This window comes from Kitasatospora sp. NRRL B-11411, assembly GCF_000721345.1.
Classification (GTDB): Bacteria; Actinomycetota; Actinomycetes; order Streptomycetales; family Streptomycetaceae; genus Kitasatospora; species Kitasatospora cineracea.
The window spans coordinates 1-18,184 of record NZ_JOGH01000021.1; the positions used below are offsets into that span (position 1 = coordinate 1).

Sequence of the window (18,184 nt, forward strand, 5' to 3'; positions counted from 1 at the left end):
GCCTCTCCCTCACCCTCCCCGCCCTGCACCACGCCCGCCAGGTGTGGCTGCTGGCCGCCGGCCCCGACAAGGCCGACGCGGTCGCCCTGGCCCGCACCGCCCCGGGAGCCGCCACGGCCCCGGCCGGCGCGGTCACCGGCACCGAGCGGACCTTGTGGCTGCTGGACGAGGCGGCGGCGGGCAAGCCCGCCTGAGTCCGCACGTCGCACGAGGCCCGGTCCGGTTCCCCGGACCGGGCCTCGTGCGTCCTGCTACAACTCTGCTGTGGAGACGGAGAACAGCATCACCGGCGGCAGCTTCGCGGCGGGCGTCCTGCAGGTCGGCTCGCTCAGCCTGGACAAGCCCGCCACCCGTCCGTCCGGGCTCCCCCCGCGCGGACTCTTCGTCGGCCGCGAACCGCTCCTCGCCGACCTGGTCACCGAACTCGCCACCGGCGAGGGCCCGTTGCTGGTCTCCGCACTCGCCGGACTGGGCGGCATCGGCAAGACCGCCCTGGCCGTCGAAGCCGCCCACCGCACCCGGCACCTCTTCCCCGGCGGCACCCTCTTCGTCGACCTGCGCGGCTACGACGAACACCCCGTCGCCCCCGAGCAGGCCCTCGACACCCTGCTGCGCGCCCTCGGCGAGGACCTCCCGCCCGAGGACCCGGCCGCCAAGCAGCACCGCTACCGCACCCTGCTGGCCGCCGCCGACGGCCCGCTGCTGCTGATCGCCGACAACGCCTCCTCCCCCGCCCAGGTCACCCCGCTGCTGCCCGGCGACCCGCGCCACCGCGTCCTGGTCACCAGCCGCCACGTGCTGTCCGACCGCACCCTCACCCCGCACCACTTCCGGGTCGGCACCCTGGACGAGGACGAGTCCGTCGCCCTGCTCACCGAGCTCTCCGGCCACCCCGACCCCGCCTTCACCGAAGTCGCCCGCCTCTGCGGCCACCTCCCGCTCGCCCTCCGGGTGGCCGGCGCCCTGCTCACCGACCGCACCCCCGCCGAACTCGCCACCGACCTCACCGACACCCGCGAACGCCTCACCGAACTCGACTACGGCCCCGACCTGACCGTCCGCACCGCCTTCGACCTCTCCCACCACCACCTCGCCCCCGCCGAGGCCCGCCTCTTCGCCCTCCTCGGCCGTCACCCCGGCCCGGACCTGGCCCTGGACGCCGCCACCGCCCTCGCCGACCTCCCCGAACGCGAGACCCTCCGCCTGCTGCGCTCCCTGACCCGCGCCCACCTGGTCGAAGCCGCGGACCGCCGCTACCGCCTGCACGACCTGGTCAAGCTGTACGCCGCCGAACGACCCGCGGACGACGCCGAGCAGGGCATGGTCCGGCTGGCGCGCTTCTACGCCGCGGTGGCCGCCACCATCGAACCGAACTTGCGGGCCCGCGGGGAGTGGATCTCCGCCGAGGGCGAGAACGTCTTCGCCACGCACCATGCTGTCGGATTCGGACTCGACCCCCACGTCTCCGCCGCACTGGATGACGGCATCACGTGGTATCTGCTGCAGAGCGCGGTCTTCCGAGCCATCGCGGTCGGGAACGTCGGGGCCGCCCGGGGCAGTGCCCCGCACCGTGAGGACCTCACCGAAATGATCCGAATCGAATCGGTCGACGATCTGTTCACCAGCTCCGCCTCCCTGCCCCGTGGTCCCGAGTTGAGCAGCCTGCTCGTACTGCTGAAGGAACTGACCGCCAACGCCGCCCAACCCGAGCTGACCCCGGACGTGCTGCCCGAGTATTTCCGTCTGCTCTCCGACGGCCTCTGCCGTTTCCGGGCCGGCGCCGAGCGGATGGGCGGCCTGCTCGGCCCACAGGAGGCGGAGCTCCGCGAGCTGGAGGAACAGCTGACCGACATGGCGAAGGGCGCCACCGGTGGCCGGTGACGCCCTTCGCGTGGTGCTGTCGCGCTCAGATCTCGCCGCGCAGCTTGGCCAGCGCCTCGGCGAGGATCGCCTCGCCGTCGGCGTCGGTGCGGCGCTCGCGGACGTAGGCGAGGTGGGTCTTGTAGGGCTCGTTGCGGGCCGGGGCGGGCGGGTTGTGCTCGTCCTGGCCGGCCGGGAAGCCGCAGCGCGGGCAGTCCCAGGTGTCCGGGATGGCCGCCTCGGCGGCGAAACTGGGGCGCGTCTCGTGCTTGTTGGCGCACCAGAAGGAGATGCGGTTGCGCGGGGCGGATTCACCGCGCTCCGCCTCGCCCATCGGGCCGGCGCCGACTCGGCTGCCTCGGATCGCGTTGCCACTTGCCACGGTCTGACTCCCTGCGTGCTGGTGCCGTCCGGCCGCGGCTGGGCGGACGGTGGCGAAGTCGTCCTAGTGTAAGCGCGAGTTAAGCCGGCGCCACCATCGCCCGGCGACTTCCTGTCAGTTGTTCTTGAGCAGCAACCCGAGCACCACGATGCAGGCGAACCACGCGATCCCGAGGATCACGGTGATGCGGTCGAGGTTGCGCTCGGCCACCGCGGAGCCGCCACCGGTCGAGGCCGCGCCGCCGCCGAACATGTCGGACAGGCCGCCGCCCTTGCCCTTGTGAAGCAGCACCATCAGGATCATCAGCACGCTCAGGATGATCAGAGCAATCTCGAACCCGAGAACCACGACGGGACCAACTCTCTCGAATCTTCGGCGAAGGGGCCGGGCCCGCTCCACGCGGTCCGGCCCCAAAGCCTACGTTGCTGCGGCGGCGTTAGCCTACTGCCTGCTCACGGTAGCGCACGATCTTGACGAACTCGTCGGCGTCCAGGGAGGCTCCGCCGATCAGGCCGCCGTCGACGTCGGGCTTGGCCATCAGGCCGGCCGCCGACGAGGACTTCACCGAACCGCCGTACAGGACACGGACCTTGTCGGCCAGCTCGGCCCCGTACAGCTCGGCGAGCCGGGCCCGGATCGCGCCGCAGACCTCCTGCGCGTCCTCGGGGGTGGCCACCTCGCCGGTGCCGATCGCCCAGACCGGCTCGTACGCGACGACGATGCTCTCGGCGTCCGAGGCCGGGACGCCGTCGAGGGCGCCGTCGAGCTGGGCCAGGGTGTACGCGACGTGGGTGCCGGCCTTGCGGATCTCCAGCGGCTCGCCGATGCACAGGATCGGGGTGATCCCGTTGCGGTAGGCGGCCTTCACCTTGGCGTTGACGATCTCCTCGTTCTCGCCGTGGTACTGGCGGCGCTCGGAGTGGCCGATCACCGCGTAGGCGACCTTCAGCTTCGCCAGCATCGGGCCGGACACCTCGCCGGTGTAGGCCCCGCCGTCGTGCTGCGAAATGTCCTGCGAGCCGTACTTGAGCTTCAGCTTGTCGCCGTCGACCAGGGTCTGCACGGAGCGCAGGTCGGTGAACGGGACCAGGACGGCGACCTCGACGGCCGCGTAGTCCTTGTCGGCCAGCGAGAACGCCAGCTTCTGGGTGTGCTGGATGGCCTCGAGGTGGTCGAGGTTCATCTTCCAGTTGCCCGCCATCAGCGGGAGACGCTCAGTCATGATCCTTCTCAGTCCTCCAGGGCGGCGAGACCGGGGAGGGTCTTGCCCTCCAGGTACTCGAGGCTCGCGCCACCGCCGGTCGAGATGTGTCCGAACTCCGTCTCGTCGAAGCCCAGGGTGCGCACCGCCGCCGCCGAGTCGCCGCCGCCGACCACGGTGAACGCGTCCGAGTCGAGCAGCGCCTGGGCGACCGCGCGGGTGCCGTCGGCGAACGCCGGGTGCTCGAAGACGCCCATCGGGCCGTTCCAGAACACGGTCTTCGCGTCGGCGATCTTCTCCGCGAACAGCTGCGCGGTCTTCGGGCCGATGTCCAGGCCGAGCGCGCCGTCCGGGATCGCGTCCACGTCGACGACCGCGTAGTCCTCGACCGGGGCGCCGCCCTTGACGTCCGGGAAGCTGCCCGAGACCGCGGTGTCGACCGGGATCACGAACTCCACGCCCTGCTCGGCGCCGCGCTTCAGGTAGTCCTGGACGACCGGGATCTGGTCCTCCTGGAGCAGCGAGGCGCCGACGCCGTGGCCCTGGGCCGCGATGAAGGTGTACATCATGCCGCCGCCGATCAGGATCCGGTCGGCCTTGCCGAGCAGGTTCTCGATCACGCCGACCTTGTCGGAGACCTTGGAGCCGCCGAGCACCACCACGTACGGGCGGGCCACGTCCTCGGTGAGGCGCTTGAGGACGCCCACCTCGGTGGCGATCAGGTCGCCGACCGCGTGCGGCAGCCGGGCCGGGAGGTCGTAGACGGAGGCGTGCTTGCGGTGCACCGCGCCGAAGCCGTCGCCGACGTACACGTCCGCCAGGGTGGCCAGGGCGTCGGCGAACGCGCCGCGCTCGGCGTCGTCCTTGGACGTCTCGCCGGCGTTGAAGCGCAGGTTCTCCAGCAGCGTGACCTCGCCGTCGCCGAGGGCGGCGACGGTGGCCTTCGCGCTGTCCCCGACGGTGTCGGTGGCGAACGCCACCGGCCGGCCGAGGATCTCGCCGAGGCGGACGGCCACCGGCGCGAGGGAGAACTTCGGGTCCGGCTCGCCCTTGGGACGGCCCAGGTGGGAGGCGACGACGACGCGGGCGCCGCGCTCGACGAGCTTGGCGATGGTCGGCGCGACGGCGCGGATCCGGCCGTCGTCGGTGATGGTGTCACCGGACAGCGGCACGTTGAGGTCGGCGCGGACGAACACCCGCTTGCCGGAGACCTCCAGGTCTTCGATCGTCTTCACGGTCTTGCTCCTCAGGGGGTGGAACGGTGCGCAGACGGCGACACGACGGCGGGCCACCGGTATCGAGGGGTAGGACGGACGGGGGCGGGCGCAGCGGCAGGGCCCGGTCGGCGGTGACAGCCGTCCGGGCCCTGCCCCTCACGTCACGTCAGCTACCGCTGGGATCAGAGCTGGTCGCCGACGAGCGAGACCAGGTTGACCAGGCGGTTCGAGTAGCCGAACTCGTTGTCGTACCAGCCGAGCACCTTGACCTGGTTGCCCTGCACCATGGTCAGCTGCGAGTCGAAGATGCAGGAGTGCGGGTCGTTCACGATGTCCGAGGAGACGATCGGGTCCTCGGTGTACGCCAGGTAGCCCTTGAGCGGGCCCTCCTGCGCGGCCTTCTGGAAGGCGGCGTTGACCTCGTCCTTGGTGACCTCGCGCTCGAGGGTGACCACCAGGTCGGTGATGGAGCCGGTCGGGACGGGGACGCGCAGCGAGGTGCCGTCCAGCTTGCCCTTGAGCTCCGGCAGGACCAGGGCGGTGGCCTTGGCGGCACCGGTCGAGGTCGGGATGATGTTCTGCGAGGCGGCGCGGGCGCGACGCAGGTCCTTGTGCGGGAAGTCCAGGGTGACCTGGTCGTTGGTGAAGGCGTGCACGGTGGTCATCAGGCCCTTGACGATGCCGAAGTTCTCGTGCAGGACCTTCGCCATCGGCGCCACGCAGTTGGTGGTGCAGGAGGCGTTCGAGATGATGTCGTGCGCCGCCGCGTCGTACTTGTCCTCGTTGACGCCCAGGACGATGGTGATGTCCTCGTCGCTGGCGGGCGCCGAGATGATGACCTTCTTGGCACCGGCGGTGATGTGCTTCTTCGCAGCATCGGCCTTGGTGAAGATGCCGGTGGACTCGACGACGATGTCGGCGCCCAGGGCGGCCCAGGGAAGGTTGGCGGGGTCGCGCTCGGCGGTGACCTTGAAGGTGTGACCGTCGACGGTGATGCTGTCCTCGGTGTGCGAGACCTCGCCGGGGAAGGTACCGAGAGTGGTGTCGTACTTGAGCAGGTGAGCCAGCGTCTTGGTGTCGGTCAGGTCGTTGACACCGACGATCTCGATGTCAGCGCCCTGGGACTTGACCGCACGGAAGAAGTTGCGGCCGATGCGGCCGAACCCGTTGATGCCTACCCGGATCGTCACGAACCGATCTCCTCTTAGGTACGCCGGGCCGGAGCCCGACGGGGGTGAAATTTGGGTTGTCCCCGACCACTGCTGACCCTACCTCCCCCAAGTGTTGCAAGGCACATCGCCTCACCGGTTGGGACGGGGCGGCCCGGGTGCGCGGAAGGGGCGCGCGGAGCGGGTGCGGCGGCTGCCGCGGCCTGCTCCGCGCGCCCCTCGGTGCGCGGTCGGACGGTTGACTTCCCGTCAGTCCCGTCAGTTCAGGGCCATCTCCTCGGTCAGGTTGGCCTCGGTGTTCGGCAGGCCGAGCTCGGCGGCCCGCTTGTCGGCCATCGCCAGCAGCCGGCGGATCCGCCCGGCCACCGCGTCCTTGGTCAGCGGCGGGTCGGCGAGCGCGCCGAGCTCCTCCAGCGAGGCCTGCTTGTGCTGCATGCGCAGCGCGCCGGCCGCGGCCAGGTGCTCGGGCACCTCCTCGCCGAGGATCTCCAGGGCGCGCTGCACCCGGGCGCCGGCGGCGACCGCGGCGCGGGCCGAGCGGCGCAGGTTGGCGTCGTCGAAGTTGGCCAGCCGGTTGGCGGTGGCCCGCACCTCGCGGCGCATCCGGCGCTCCTCCCAGGCCAGCACCGACTCGTGCGCGCCGAGGCGGGTGAGCAGCGCGCCGATCGCGTCGCCGTCGCGGATCACCACCCGGTCGACGCCGCGCACCTCGCGGGCCTTGGCCGGGATGCCGAGCCGGCGGGCCGCGCCGACCAGGGCGAGCGCCGCCTCGGAGCCGGGGCAGGTGATCTCCAGGGAGGAGGAGCGCCCGGGCTCGGTCAGCGAGCCGTGGGCGAGGAACGCGCCGCGCCAGGCCGCCTCCGCGTCGCAGGTCGCGCCGGAGACCACCGCCGGGGGCAGGCCCCGGATCGGCCGTCCGCGTCCGTCCACCAGCCCGGTCTGCCGGGCCAGCAGCTCGCCGTCCTTCACCACCCGCACCACGTACCGGCTGCCGCGTCGCAGCCCGCCGGGGGCCATCACCACCAGATCCGAGGAGTGTCCGAAGATCTCCAGGAGGTCCTTGCGCAGCCGCCGGGCCGCAATGCCGGTGTCCAGCTCCGCCTCGATCACGATGCGGCCGCTCACAATGTGCAGTCCGCCCGCAAAACGCAGGATCGCCGAGACCTCCGCCTTGCGGCAGCAGGCACGGGTGACGGGAAGCCGGGAGATCTCGTCTTTCACCGCTGCCGTCATCGCCATGGGCCGATCCTTCCATGAGTCCGGAAAATCCGGTCGTACGCCGCGGCCAAGAGCTCCGCGTCGTGTCGCGGCGTCCCGTCGTCGCGGGCCACCGAGTCGAGCACCAGTGCGGCGCCCATCCGCTCGGCGGCCTGTTCCAAGCCGGCCAGGTCGGCCAGGCCGAAGGCGCCGCCGCTGACCGCGCGCTCGTCCACCAGGATCGCATCGACCGCCAGGCCGGGGGCGTGGTCGGCGATCACCTCCAGGTGGCGCTGCGGGGTGAAGCCCTCGGTCTCGCCGGGCTGCGGGGCCAGGTTGAGGGTCAGCAGGCGGCGGGCCCGGGTCTCGGTGAGCGCCTTGGCGAGCTCGGGGACCAGCAGGTGCGGCAGCACGCTGGTGAACCAGGAGCCGGGGCCGAGCACCACCCAGTCCGCCTCCAGGACGGCCTGCACGGCCTCCGGGACGGCGGGCGGCTCGTCCGGGAGCAGCCGGATCGACTGCACGGTGCCGGGCGTGACGGCCACCGACGCCTGTCCGCGCACCGCGGTCACCTCGGCGGGGCGCAGCGGGTCGTGGCCGCGCACCAGGGCCTCGATGTCGAGCGGGACGGCGGACATCGGCAGCACCCGGCCCTGCACGTTCAGCAGCCGGCCGACCCAGTTCAGCGCCTCCACCGGGTCGCCGAGCTTCTCCCACAGCGCGACGATCAGCAGGTTGCCGACCGCGTGGCCGCCGAGCTCGCCGGTACCGGCGAAGCGCTGCTGGATCACCTCGGACCAGGTGCGGCCCCACTCGTCGTCGCCGCACAGCGCGGCCAGCGCCTTGCGCAGGTCGCCGGGCGGCAGCACGCCGAGCTCGGCGCGCAGCCGGCCGCTGGAGCCGCCGTCGTCGGCGACGGTGACCACGGCGGTCAGCTCGGTGGTCAGCCGGCGCAGCGCGGACAGCGAGGCGGACAGGCCCTGGCCGCCGCCCAGCGCGGCGATCTTCGGCACGCCGGGCCGCGGTGACTGGACGGCCCGCTCGGCAGGTCTGGTCCGGAGCTGCAGCCGCGCTGGCACGTATCCCGTCACGCCGACCCCATGTTCCTGTCTCGTGCTCGGCCGGGGCGGCGGTACGGGGGTTTCCCGGCCGCTTACTCCCGGCCCATGTCCCGGTGGACCAGCACCGTTTCGACGCCGTCCGCGATCAGACGCTTCGTCAGCTGCTCGGACATCGCCACGCTGCGGTGCTTGCCTCCGGTGCAGCCTACGGCAAGCGTCATGTAGCGCTTCCCCTCGCGGCGGTAGCCCTCGGTGATGATCCGCAGCAGCTCGGTGTAGCCGTCCACGAACTGCTGCGCCCCGGGCTGCTGGAACACGTACTCTGCCACGTCCGGGTCGGTTCCGGTACGGGCCCGCAGCTCGGGCACCCAGTGCGGGTTGGGCAGGAAGCGGCAGTCCACGACCAGGTCGGCGTCGACCGGCAGGCCGTACTTGAAGCCGAAGGACATCACGGTGGCGCGCAGCTCCGGCTCGTCCTGGCCGGCGAACTGGGCGTCCATCTTGGCGCGCAGCTGGTGCACGTTGAGGTTGGAGGTGTCGACCACCAGGTCGGCCTCGCCGCGCAGCTCGCGCAGCAGCTCGCGCTCCTGGGCGATGCCGTCGACGATCCGGCCGTCGGCCTGCAGCGGGTGCGGGCGGCGGACCGACTCGAAGCGGCGGACCAGGGCGTCGTCGGAGGAGTCGAGGAAGACGACGCGCAGCCGGACGCCGCGCTTCTCCAGCTCCTCCAGCGAGGTCAGCAGGTCGTCGAAGAAGGTGCGGCCGCGGACGTCGACCACGACGCCGATCCGCGGCACCGCGCCCTGCGAGCGGGCGCCGAGGTCGACCATGGTGGGGATCAGCGCGGGAGGCAGGTTGTCGACCACGAACCAGCCGAGGTCCTCCAGGCACTTGGCGGCGGTGGAGCGGCCCGCCCCGGACATCCCCGAGATGATCACCAGCTCGGGGGTGGTCTCCCCCCCGTTGGACACTGTCACGTCTCTTCCCCGCTTCTCGGTACTGCTGTGGCCGTGCTGTCTTCGATGATCTCGCCGGTCGCGGTGTTGACCGCGAATGCGGCAGGTGTACGGGAGGCCAAGGCTGCGGCAACAGTCTCGGCGGTGCGGCGCCCGACCCCGGGCACTTCGCACAGTTCGTCGACGGTCGCCGCGCGCAGTTTCTTCAGCGAACCGAAGTGCTTGAGCAGGGCCCGGCGGCGAGTCTCGCCCAGCCCGGGGACGGAGTCCAGCTCCCCCGCCGTGAGCCGCTTGGCGCGCTTGGCCCGCTGGTAGGTGATGGCGAAGCGGTGCGCCTCGTCGCGCACCCGCTGCAGCAGGTAGAGGCCCTCGCTGGAGCGCGGCAGCACCACCGGGTCGTCCTGGCCGGGCAGCCAGACCTCCTCCAGCCGCTTGGCCAGCCCGCACACCGCGACGTCGTCGATGCCCAGCCCGTCCAGCGCCCGGACGGCGGCGGCGACCTGCGGCTGCCCGCCGTCGACCACCAGCAGCTGCGGCGGGTAGGCGAAGCGCTTGGGGCGGCCGTTCTCGTCGGTCAGCGCCTCCTCGCCCTCGGCGGGCTCCTGCTCCGGGACCGCCCACTCGCCGGTCTGCTCGCGCTCCTGGAGGTAGCGGCGGAACCGGCGGGTGATCACCTCGTGCATCGAGCGGACGTCGTCCTGGCCCTCGAAGGTCCTGATCTGGAAGCGCCGGTACTCGCTCTTGCGGGCCAGGCCGTCCTCGAACACCACCATGGAGGCCACCACGTCCTCGCCCTGGAGGTGCGAGATGTCGAAGCACTCGATGCGCAGCGGCACCGAGTCCAGCTCCAGGGCGTCGGCGATCTCCTGGAGGGCCCGGCTGCGGGTGGTGAGGTCGGAGGCGCGCTTGGTCTTGTGCAGGGCCAGCGCCTGCTGGGCGTTGCGCTGGACCGTCTCCATCAGGTCCTTCTTGTCGCCGCGCTGGGGGACGCGCAGGTCGACCTGGGCGCCGCGCAGGGCGGACAGCCACTCGTGCACGGCCTCCCCGGGCAGTGCGGGCACCAGCACCTCGCGCGGGACCTGCTCGCTGCCCTCGCCGTACAGCTGCTGGAGGGCGTGCTCGACCAGGCCGGCGGTGTCCACGTCCTCGACCTTGTCGGTGACCCAGCCGCGCTGGCCGCGGACCCGGCCGCCGCGGACGTGGAAGATCTGCACGGCCGCCTCGAGTTCGTCCTCGGCGACGGCCAGCAGGTCGGCGTCGGTGCCGTCGCCCAGGACGACCGCGTTCTTCTCCATCGCGCGCTTCAGCGCGCCCAGGTCGTCGCGCAGCCGGGCGGCCTTCTCGTACTCCATCTCGGCAGCGGCCTGCTGCATCTGCTGTTCGAGCCGGCGCAGGTAGTTGCCCGTCCGGCCGGCCATGAAGTCGCAGAACTCCTCGGCGAGTTCGCGGTGCTCCTCGGCGGACACCCGGCCCACGCAGGGCGCCGCGCACTTGCCGATGTACCCCAACAGGCAGGGGCGGCCGACCTGTTGGGCCCGCTTGAAGACGCCGTTGGAGCAGGTGCGGACCGGGAAGACCCGGAGCATCAGGTCGACCGTCTCGCGGATCGCCCAGGCGTGCCCGTACGGGCCGAAGTAGCGCACGCCCTTCTTGTGCGCCCCGCGCATCACCTGGACCCGGGGGTACTCCTCGTTGAGGGTGACCGCCAGCTCCGGATAGCTCTTGTCGTCCCGGTACTTGACGTTGAACCGCGGGTCGAACTCCTTGATCCAGGAGTACTCCAGCTGCAGCGCCTCGACCTCGGTGGAGACCACCGTCCACTCCACGGACGCCGCGGTGGTCACCATCGTCGCGGTGCGCGGGTGCAGGTGCGCCACGTCCTGGAAGTACGAGGAGAGCCGCTGGCGCAGGCTCTTCGCCTTCCCCACGTAGATGACCCGGCCGTGCGCGTCGCGGAACTTGTACACCCCGGGCGAGAGCGGGATCGCCCCCGGTGCGGGGCGGTAGGTGGACGGGTCAGCCATGCCCCTACCGTACCGACTGGCGCCGACACTCCGCGGCGCCCGCCGCGGTTCGTCAGCTCTTGGTGACCTGGAGGTTCCCGTTCTGCACCGCCACCTGGTAGGCGGGCAGCGGCTTCGGCGCCGGGCCGTCCTGGACGGCGCCGTCGGCGATGCCGAACCGGCTGCCGTGGCACAGGCACTGGATCTGCTCCTTGACCACGCCGTTGACCAGGCATCCGGCGTGCGTGCACTTCGCGCTGAACGCCTTGTACTCCCCCGCCGTCGGCTGCGTCACCACGACGCCCTGCTCCCGGTAGACCTTCCCGCCGCCGACCGGGACGTCCGCGGCGGCGCCGAGGTCGACCGGGCCGGTCGTCGACTTCGCCTCGTCCTTGCCTCCACCGGAGGAGGAGCACCCGGCGGCCGTGGCACCGGCCAGCGCGACGGCCGCGCAGCACAGGACGGTACGGCGGGAGGCGGTGGGCTCGGGCATCGGGACTCCTCGGTGCGGGGAAGGGCGCCAGCAACCCAGCAACGTAGCACGCACCGACGGGTCCGCCCGGGGAGCGGCGGGCGCTCCCCGGGCGGACCCGGTGGACGGCGGGCTACTTCTTGCGGCGCTTCGCCGCGGGCGCCGCGTCCGAGACGCCCGGCAGGATGTCGCGCAGGAACTTCCCGGTGTGGCTGGCGGTGGTGGCCGCGACCTCCTCCGGGGTGCCCTCGACGACCACGCTGCCGCCGCCGGAGCCGCCCTCGGGACCCATGTCGACCAGCCAGTCGGCGGTCTTGATGACGTCGAGGTTGTGCTCGATGACGATGACGGTGTTGCCCTTGTCGACCAGCCCCTCCAGGACCTTGATCAGCTTGCTGATGTCCTCGAAGTGCAGGCCGGTGGTGGGCTCGTCCAGGACGTAGACCGTCCGCCCGGTGGAGCGCTTCTGCAGTTCGGCGGAGAGCTTGACGCGCTGGGCCTCGCCGCCGGAGAGCGTGGTGGCGGGCTGGCCGAGCCGGACGTAGCCGAGGCCGACCTCCTTGAGCGTCTTCAGGTGCCGGGCGATCGCGGGGACGGCCTCGAAGAAGTCGAGCGCCTCCTCGATCGGCATGTTCAGCACCTCGGCGATGGACTTGCCCTTGTAGTGGACCTCCAGCGTCTCCCGGTTGTAGCGGTCGCCGTGGCAGACCTCGCAGGGGACGTAGACGTCCGGCAGGAAGTTCATCTCGATCTTGATGGTGCCGTCGCCGGAGCAGTTCTCGCAGCGGCCGCCCTTGACGTTGAACGAGAACCGGCCGGGCAGGTAGCCGCGGACCTTGGCCTCCTGGGTCTCCGCGAACAGCTTGCGCACGTGGTCGAAGACGCCGGTGTAGGTGGCCGGGTTGGAGCGCGGGGTGCGGCCGATCGGCGACTGGTCGACGTGCACCACCTTGTCGACCAGGTCGGTGCCGGTGATCCGGGTGTGCCGGCCGGGGACGCTGCGGGCGCCGTTCAGCTCGCGGGCCAGGTGCGCGTACAGGATGTCGTTGACCAGCGTGGACTTGCCGGAGCCGGAGACGCCGGTGACGGCCGTGAAGGTGCCCAGCGGGAAGGCGACCGTGACGTCCTTGAGGTTGTGCTCGCGGGCGCCGTGCACCACCAGCTGGCGCTTCTTGTCCCGCGGGCGGCGGGCCGCCGGGATCGGGATGGCGCGCTTGCCGGACAGGTACTGGCCGGTCAGCGACTCCTCGTTGGCCAGCAGTTCCTTCAGCGAGCCGGAGTGCACCACCTTGCCGCCGTGCTCGCCGGCGCCGGGGCCGATGTCGACGATCCAGTCGGCGGTCTTGATGGTGTCCTCGTCGTGCTCGACGACGATCAGGGTGTTGCCGATGTCGCGCAGCCGGACCAGGGTCTCGATCAGGCGGTGGTTGTCGCGCTGGTGCAGGCCGATGGACGGCTCGTCCAGCACGTAGAGCACGCCGACCAGGCCGGAGCCGATCTGGGTGGCGAGCCGGATCCGCTGGGCCTCGCCGCCGGAGAGCGTCCCCGCGGCACGGTTGAGCGAGAGGTAGTCGAGGCCGACGTCGACCAGGAAGCGCAGCCGCTCCAGCACCTCCTTGAGCACCCGCTCGGCGATCTGCTTGTCCCGCCGGTCCAGGCGCAGTTCGCCGAGGAAGTCCGCGCAGTCGCTGATCGACATCGCGGAGACCTCGGCGATCGAGCGGTCCATCACCGTGACGGCGAGGACCACCGGCTTGAGCCGGGTGCCCTTGCAGGTCGGGCAGGGCACCTCGCGCATGTAGCCCTCGAAGCGCTCGCGGCCCGCGTCGCTCTCCGACTCGGAGTGCCGGCGCGTCACGAACGGGACGACGCCCTCGAAGGCGGTGGTGTACGAGCGGTCGCGCCCGTAGCGGTTGCGGTAGCGGACCTCGACCTGGGTCTTGTGGCCGTACAGCAGCGCCTTCTTCGCCCGGACCGGCAGGCCGGCCCACGGGATGTCGGTGCGGAAGCCGAGCTCGCCGGCCAGCGCGTTGACCAGCCGCTGGAAGTACTCCTTGGTGGCGCCCTGCGACCAGGGGTGGATGGCGCCCTCGTCGAGCGACTTCTCCTCGTCGGGGACGAGCAGCTCCGGGTCGACCTCCATCCGGTTGCCCAGGCCCGAGCAGTCCGGGCAGGCGCCGAACGGGGAGTTGAAGGAGAAGGAGCGCGGCTCCAGCTCCTCGAAGGAGGCGTCGTCGTACGGGCAGTAGAGGTGCTCCGAGAACATCTTCTCGCGCTCGGGGTCGTCCTCCGCCAGGTCGACGAAGTCGAGCACCACCATGCCGCCGGCCAGCTTGAGGGCGGTCTCCACCGAGTCGGTGAGCCGGCGCTTGGCGCTCGACTTCACGGTGAGGCGGTCGATGACCACCTCGATCGTGTGCTTCTCCTGCTTCTTCAGCACCGGCGGCTCGGTCAGCTGGACGGTCTGCCCGTCCACCCGGGCCCGGGCGTAGCCCTTGGACTGCAGGTCGGCGAAGAGGTCGACGAACTCGCCCTTGCGCTCCCGGACCACCGGGCTGAGCACCTGGAACCGGGTGCCCTCGGGCAGCTCCAGCACCTTGTCGACGATGGCCTGCGGCGACTGCCGAGCGATCGGGCGGCCGCAGTGCGGGCAGTGCGGCTTGCCGATCCGGGCGAACAGCAGGCGCAGGTAGTCGTACACCTCGGTGATGGTGCCGACGGTGGAGCGCGGGTTGCGGTTGGTGGACTTCTGGTCGATCGAGACGGCCGGGGAGAGGCCCTCGATGAAGTCCACGTCCGGCTTGTCCATCTGGCCGAGGAACTGCCGGGCGTACGAGGAGAGCGACTCGACGTAGCGCCGCTGGCCCTCCGCGAAGATCGTGTCGAAGGCGAGGGAGGACTTGCCGGACCCGGAGAGGCCCGTGAAGACGATGAGGGAGTCCCGGGGCAGGTCGAGCGAGACGTTCTTGAGGTTGTGCTCGCGTGCACCACGGACGACGAGGCGGTCTGCCACTGCTACTGGCGCCTTTCTCCGGGTCGAAGGGAGGAGGGAGTTGAGCTTCTTCAGTGCTTCTTCCAGGATGCGCCCGCCAGCGTACTGGCTCATTCGTTCGAATCTGAGCCTGTCCAGCCGGAGCCACCCGGACGGGTGAACGGCACCCGCGCTCGACGGTAGCGTCAACGACTGACAACCGACTCGGGCAACGCCCGGGTCCGGGTCGCACCGCCGTGCCCCGTCCCACCCGACCGTCGAAAGGCACCGCCCCGATGAGCGACGCCACCGCCGCAGCCGCCGCAGCCGCCGAGCAGCTGCGGGCCACCGCGGAGAGCACCGAACTGCTGCTGCACACCCTCGCCGAGCTGGAGCCCGCGCAGCTGCCCGAGCCGTCCGGACTGCCCGGCTGGACCCGCGGGCACGTGCTGACCCACATCGCCCGCAACGCGGACTCGCTGGTCAACCTCCTCACCAGCGCCCGCACCGGCGAGAACATTCCGCAGTACCCGAGCCCGGAGGCCCGGGACGCCGACATCGAGGCCGGCGCCGGGCGCCCGCTGGCCGAGCAGGTCGCCGACGTCCGGGCCAGCCAGCAGCGCTTCCAGGACGCCGCCGCCCTGCTGGCGCCCGAGCACTGGACCGTCCCGCTCACCCACCGCTCCGGCTACGTCTTCCCGGCCTGGCAGCTGCCGGTGAAGCGGCTCGCCGAGCTGGAGTACCACCACGTCGACCTGAACGCCGGCTACACCCCGGCGCACTGGCCCGAGCCGTTCGCGGTCGCCGAGTTCCGGCGGCTGGGCGCGCACTTCGGCGAGCTGCCGGGCCTGCCCGCCGTGCTGCTGGTCGCCGAGGACGCCGGGCTGGAGGCCCGGCTCGGGGGCGACGGCGACGGCGGCGGCAGGCCCGGGCTGGTCGCGGAGGGTCCGGTGCGGGCGCTCACCGGCTGGCTGTCCGGCCGCTCGAACGGGGACGGCCTGCAGGTCCACCGCGGTGACGAGGGCCTGGTCGACCCCCGCACGGCGCTGCCCGAGCTCCCCCCGATGGGATGATGGGGCCGGTTGACGGGAGAACCCCCAGCGGCGAACGAGGAGCGGCGTGATGACGTACCACGGAGCGGTGAAGGTCGGCGGGGCGCCGGACGTCCGGGAGCTGGCCCACCTGATCGTCACCAAGGTGGCGGTCGGCCCGCACGACAACAACGCCTACCTGCTGCGCTGCCGGGCCACCGACGAGCAGCTGCTGATCGACGCCGCCGCCGACGCCCCGGTGCTGCTGGAGACCGTCGGCCCCCGGCTGGCCGCGGTGGTCACCACCCACCGGCACCGCGACCACTGGGGCGCGCTGGCCGAGGTGGTGGCCGTCACCGGGGCCCGCACGATGGCCGGGCGGATCGACGCGGAGGGCATCGACGTGCCCACCGACCTCCCGCTGGAGGACGGCTCGGTGCTCCGGTTCGGGCAGATCGAGCTGACCGTCCGCCACCTGGTGGGCCACACCCCGGGCGCGATCGTGCTGGTCTACGACGACCCGCAGGGCCACCCGCACCTGTTCACCGGCGACTGCCTGTTCCCCGGCGGGGTGGGCAACACCTGGGGCGACCCGGCCGCCTTCGACTCGCTCCTCCGGGACGTCACCGAGAAGATCTTCGACCGGCTCCCGGACGAGACCTGGGTCTACCCCGGCCACGGCGACGACACCACGCTGGGCGCCGAGCGCCCGCACCTGCCGGAGTGGCGCGAGCGCGGCTGGTGAGCCGCACGCCCGAGGGCCCCCGCCGACTCCGGCGGGGGCCCTCGGGCGCGGGCGGGATCAGGCGTCGATCCGCTCCGGCTCCGCGGCCTCCTCGGCCGCCTGCTTCTTGGCGGCGACCAGGCTGGTGACGGTGGTGACCGCCAGGGTCAGCACGATGAAGGCCAGCGAGACCGGGATGCTGATCTCCGGCACGTGCACGCCGCTCTCGTGCAGCGCGTGCAGCACCAGCTTGACGCCGATGAAGCCGAGGATCACCGACAGGCCGTAGGAGAGGTGGACCAGCTTCTTCAGCAGGCCGCCGATCAGGAAGTACAGCTGGCGCAGGCCCATCAGCGCGAAGGCGTTGGCGGTGAAGACGATGTACGGGTCCTGGGTGAGGCCGAAGATGGCCGGGATCGAGTCCAGCGCGAACAGCACGTCGGTGGTGCCGATGGCCAGCATCACGATCAGCATCGGGGTGACCAGCCGGCGGCCGTTCTCCCGGACGAAAAGCTTGGTGCCGCGGTAGTCGCCGGTAGCCGGGACGCGCCGCTGGACCGACTTGAGCAGGCGGTTCTCCTCGAACTCCTCCTCTTCCTCGTCGGCCCGGGCCTCCTTGATCAGCTTCCAGGCCGTCCAGACCAGGAAGGCGCCGAAGAAGTAGAACACCCAGGAGAACTCGGAGACCAGCGCCGCACCACCGGCGATGAAGACCGCCCGCAGCACCAGGGCGATGATCACGCCGAACATCAGCACCCGCTGCTGGTAGATCCTCGGCACCGCGAACTTGCCCATGATCAGGATGAACACGAACAGGTTGTCGACGCTGAGCGACTTCTCGGTGATGTAGCCGGCGAAGAACTCACCGGCCGGCTTCCCGCCGCCGTGCCACCAGAGGAAGCCGCCGAACAGCGCGGCCAGCGCCACCCAGACCGCCGTCCAGATGCCGGCCTCCTTGACGGAGACCTCGTGCGGCTTGCGGCCGCCGATGAAGAAGTCGGCCACGATCAGGGCGATCAGCACCGCGATGGTGCCGGCCCACAGGCCTGCGGATACGTCCATGTCTGCTCCTCCGGCAGATAGGCGAACACTCGTCACTGCCGGAGGTCTCTTCCGCCGCGCGGCCCGCACCCGGCGGGCACCGCACGGCCAGCGCCCCGGGACGCCGCGATGGGCGCCCGTGATGACGGGGTCGCTGAACGGGGAATACTCCCCTCCGCTCCCAGAAGGTTAACAGGAAGCCCAAGGGAAGGTAAAGAAGGTAAAGAACCCCCTCGGTCGAACGGTCGGACGGCCGAATGATCAGGCGTCAGGTCCCGGAACGCGGATCACGGGTCCCGGATCAGAGGAAGGGCTCGATGAAGGGCAGCATGTCCCGGAAGGTGCGGCCGCTGGCGGGGGCGCCGATCGCGGTCATCTTCCAGCCGCCCTCGCCGTCCCGCTCGACCTTGGCCATGATCTGCCCGGTGTGCGGCCCGCCGCCGGTCAGCTCGTAGCGGGCCAGCTCCTTGCCGGTGGTCTCGTCGACCAGCCGGCAGTGGGCGTTCTGGACCTCCATGAAGTTCTGGCCGGTGTACGAGCTGACGGTGAAGACGATCTGGGTGACCCGGCGGGGCACCTTGGTCAGGTCGACCATGATGCTCTCGTCGTCGCCGCCCGCCCCGGCCCCGCCGACCAGGTTGTCGCCGGTGTGCCGGACCGAGCCCTCGTTGCTGACCAGGTGGGAGAAGAACACCACGTCGCTCATCACCTTGCCGTCGTACAGCAGGGCGGACGCGTCGAGGTCGATCTCCTTGGGGCGGCGGCTGAAGAAGCCGCGCTTGCCGGGGGCGGACTTCCATCCGAGGCCCATCCGGACCACGGACAGAGTCTCGCCGGTGGACTTCAACAGGCTCACGCTCTGGCCCTTGGCCAGGTTCACGGACACGCTGCCGACCTCT

Annotated in this window: 17 protein-coding genes; 4 read left to right on the forward strand and 13 right to left on the reverse strand. The window is 71.5% G+C overall.

Translation table 11 applies throughout. From position 1 onward, the window contains the following. A partial coding sequence (locus tag IH44_RS0112935; RefSeq protein WP_030459651.1) for a 6-phosphogluconolactonase occupies positions 1-194 on the forward strand: 194 nt, incomplete at its 5' end. A gap of 70 nt (positions 195-264) precedes the next feature. Beyond that, on the forward strand, positions 265-1,881 hold the full coding sequence (locus IH44_RS49385) for an NB-ARC domain-containing protein (RefSeq protein WP_051816839.1): 1,617 nt from the start codon (positions 265-267) through the stop codon (positions 1,879-1,881). Positions 1,882-1,906: 25 nt separating this feature from the next. Here the strand turns inward: IH44_RS49385 and IH44_RS0112945 are convergent, their stop codons facing one another. The 11 genes from IH44_RS0112945 to uvrA all read right to left on the reverse strand — a co-directional run bounded on the left by IH44_RS0112945 (position 1,907) and on the right by uvrA (position 14,531). Further along, on the reverse strand, positions 1,907-2,194 hold the full coding sequence (locus IH44_RS0112945; RefSeq protein ID WP_014138616.1) for an RNA polymerase-binding protein RbpA: 288 nt from the start codon (positions 2,192-2,194) through the stop codon (positions 1,907-1,909). 162 nt (positions 2,195-2,356) lie between these two features. Next, the gene (secG, locus tag IH44_RS0112950) at positions 2,357-2,590 is read right to left on the reverse strand and encodes a preprotein translocase subunit SecG (RefSeq protein WP_030459653.1); all 234 of its coding nucleotides are present in this window, start codon (positions 2,588-2,590) and stop codon (positions 2,357-2,359) included. Between the two features lie 88 nt (positions 2,591-2,678). Continuing rightward, positions 2,679-3,464, reverse strand: a complete 786-nt coding sequence (gene tpiA / locus IH44_RS0112955; RefSeq protein WP_030459654.1) for a triose-phosphate isomerase — start codon at positions 3,462-3,464, stop codon at positions 2,679-2,681. Between the two features lie 8 nt (positions 3,465-3,472). Continuing rightward, positions 3,473-4,678, reverse strand: a complete 1,206-nt coding sequence (pgk, locus tag IH44_RS0112960) for a phosphoglycerate kinase (RefSeq protein ID WP_030459655.1) — start codon at positions 4,676-4,678, stop codon at positions 3,473-3,475. Positions 4,679-4,842: 164 nt separating this feature from the next. Beyond that, positions 4,843-5,850: a type I glyceraldehyde-3-phosphate dehydrogenase gene (gap, locus tag IH44_RS0112965; RefSeq protein WP_014138612.1), complete on the reverse strand. Its 1,008-nt coding sequence runs from the start codon at positions 5,848-5,850 to the stop codon at positions 4,843-4,845. 237 nt (positions 5,851-6,087) lie between these two features. Next, positions 6,088-7,068, reverse strand: coding sequence for a DNA-binding protein WhiA (gene whiA, locus IH44_RS0112970; RefSeq protein ID WP_014138611.1), 981 nt, complete (start codon positions 7,066-7,068; stop codon positions 6,088-6,090). Then, entirely contained in the window at positions 7,059-8,093 is a 1,035-nt protein-coding gene (gene yvcK / locus IH44_RS0112975) for a uridine diphosphate-N-acetylglucosamine-binding protein YvcK (protein WP_030459656.1), read from the reverse strand. The genes whiA and yvcK overlap by 10 nt, the downstream gene beginning before the upstream one ends. Before the next feature lie 86 nt (positions 8,094-8,179). After that, positions 8,180-9,010, reverse strand: a complete 831-nt coding sequence (gene rapZ / locus IH44_RS0112980) for an RNase adapter RapZ (protein WP_232794924.1) — start codon at positions 9,008-9,010, stop codon at positions 8,180-8,182. 50 nt (positions 9,011-9,060) lie between these two features. Next, entirely contained in the window at positions 9,061-11,067 is a 2,007-nt protein-coding gene (gene uvrC / locus IH44_RS0112985) for an excinuclease ABC subunit UvrC (RefSeq protein ID WP_030459658.1), read from the reverse strand. A 52-nt stretch (positions 11,068-11,119) separates the two neighbouring features. Beyond that, a complete protein-coding gene (locus IH44_RS0112990; RefSeq protein ID WP_030459659.1) occupies positions 11,120-11,539 on the reverse strand; it encodes a Rieske (2Fe-2S) protein in 420 nt (139 codons plus the stop codon). 112 nt (positions 11,540-11,651) lie between these two features. Continuing rightward, positions 11,652-14,531, reverse strand: a complete 2,880-nt coding sequence (gene uvrA / locus IH44_RS0112995; RefSeq protein ID WP_030459660.1) for an excinuclease ABC subunit UvrA — start codon at positions 14,529-14,531, stop codon at positions 11,652-11,654. Between the two features lie 254 nt (positions 14,532-14,785). On the opposite strand from uvrA, the gene IH44_RS0113000 reads away from it, so the two are divergent. Together IH44_RS0113000 and IH44_RS0113005 are read left to right on the forward strand one after the other, a co-directional pair. After that, a complete protein-coding gene (locus IH44_RS0113000; RefSeq protein ID WP_051816840.1) occupies positions 14,786-15,562 on the forward strand; it encodes a maleylpyruvate isomerase family mycothiol-dependent enzyme in 777 nt (258 codons plus the stop codon). A gap of 49 nt (positions 15,563-15,611) precedes the next feature. Then, a complete protein-coding gene (locus tag IH44_RS0113005) occupies positions 15,612-16,265 on the forward strand; it encodes an MBL fold metallo-hydrolase (protein WP_030459662.1) in 654 nt (217 codons plus the stop codon). A 57-nt stretch (positions 16,266-16,322) separates the two neighbouring features. Here the strand turns inward: IH44_RS0113005 and IH44_RS0113010 are convergent, their stop codons facing one another. Both IH44_RS0113010 and IH44_RS0113015 read right to left on the reverse strand, forming a co-directional pair. After that, positions 16,323-17,306, reverse strand: a complete 984-nt coding sequence (locus tag IH44_RS0113010; protein ID WP_030459663.1) for a TerC family protein — start codon at positions 17,304-17,306, stop codon at positions 16,323-16,325. A 280-nt stretch (positions 17,307-17,586) separates the two neighbouring features. Then, a complete protein-coding gene (locus IH44_RS0113015) occupies positions 17,587-18,171 on the reverse strand; it encodes a TerD family protein (RefSeq protein WP_030459664.1) in 585 nt (194 codons plus the stop codon). Positions 18,172-18,184 lie beyond the last annotated feature (13 nt).

What these genes read in the sequence shown, in the direction of transcription:
- IH44_RS0113005 (WP_030459662.1), top strand. Translation starts at nt 15,612, where the DNA reads ATGACGTACCACGGAGCGGTGAAGGTCGGCGGGGCGCCGGACGTCCGG.
- IH44_RS0113000 (WP_051816840.1), top strand. Translation starts at nt 14,786, where the DNA reads ATGAGCGACGCCACCGCCGCAGCCGCCGCAGCCGCCGAGCAGCTGCGG.
- IH44_RS0112990 (WP_030459659.1), bottom strand. Translation starts at nt 11,539, where the DNA reads ATGCCCGAGCCCACCGCCTCCCGCCGTACCGTCCTGTGCTGCGCGGCC.
- whiA (WP_014138611.1), bottom strand. Translation starts at nt 7,068, where the DNA reads ATGGCGATGACGGCAGCGGTGAAAGACGAGATCTCCCGGCTTCCCGTC.
- IH44_RS0113010 (WP_030459663.1), bottom strand. Translation starts at nt 17,306, where the DNA reads ATGGACGTATCCGCAGGCCTGTGGGCCGGCACCATCGCGGTGCTGATC.
- rapZ (WP_232794924.1), bottom strand. Translation starts at nt 9,010, where the DNA reads ATGTCCGGGGCGGGCCGCTCCACCGCCGCCAAGTGCCTGGAGGACCTC.
- tpiA (WP_030459654.1), bottom strand. Translation starts at nt 3,464, where the DNA reads ATGACTGAGCGTCTCCCGCTGATGGCGGGCAACTGGAAGATGAACCTC.
- uvrC (WP_030459658.1), bottom strand. Translation starts at nt 11,067, where the DNA reads ATGGCTGACCCGTCCACCTACCGCCCCGCACCGGGGGCGATCCCGCTC.
- IH44_RS0112945 (WP_014138616.1), bottom strand. Translation starts at nt 2,194, where the DNA reads ATGGGCGAGGCGGAGCGCGGTGAATCCGCCCCGCGCAACCGCATCTCC.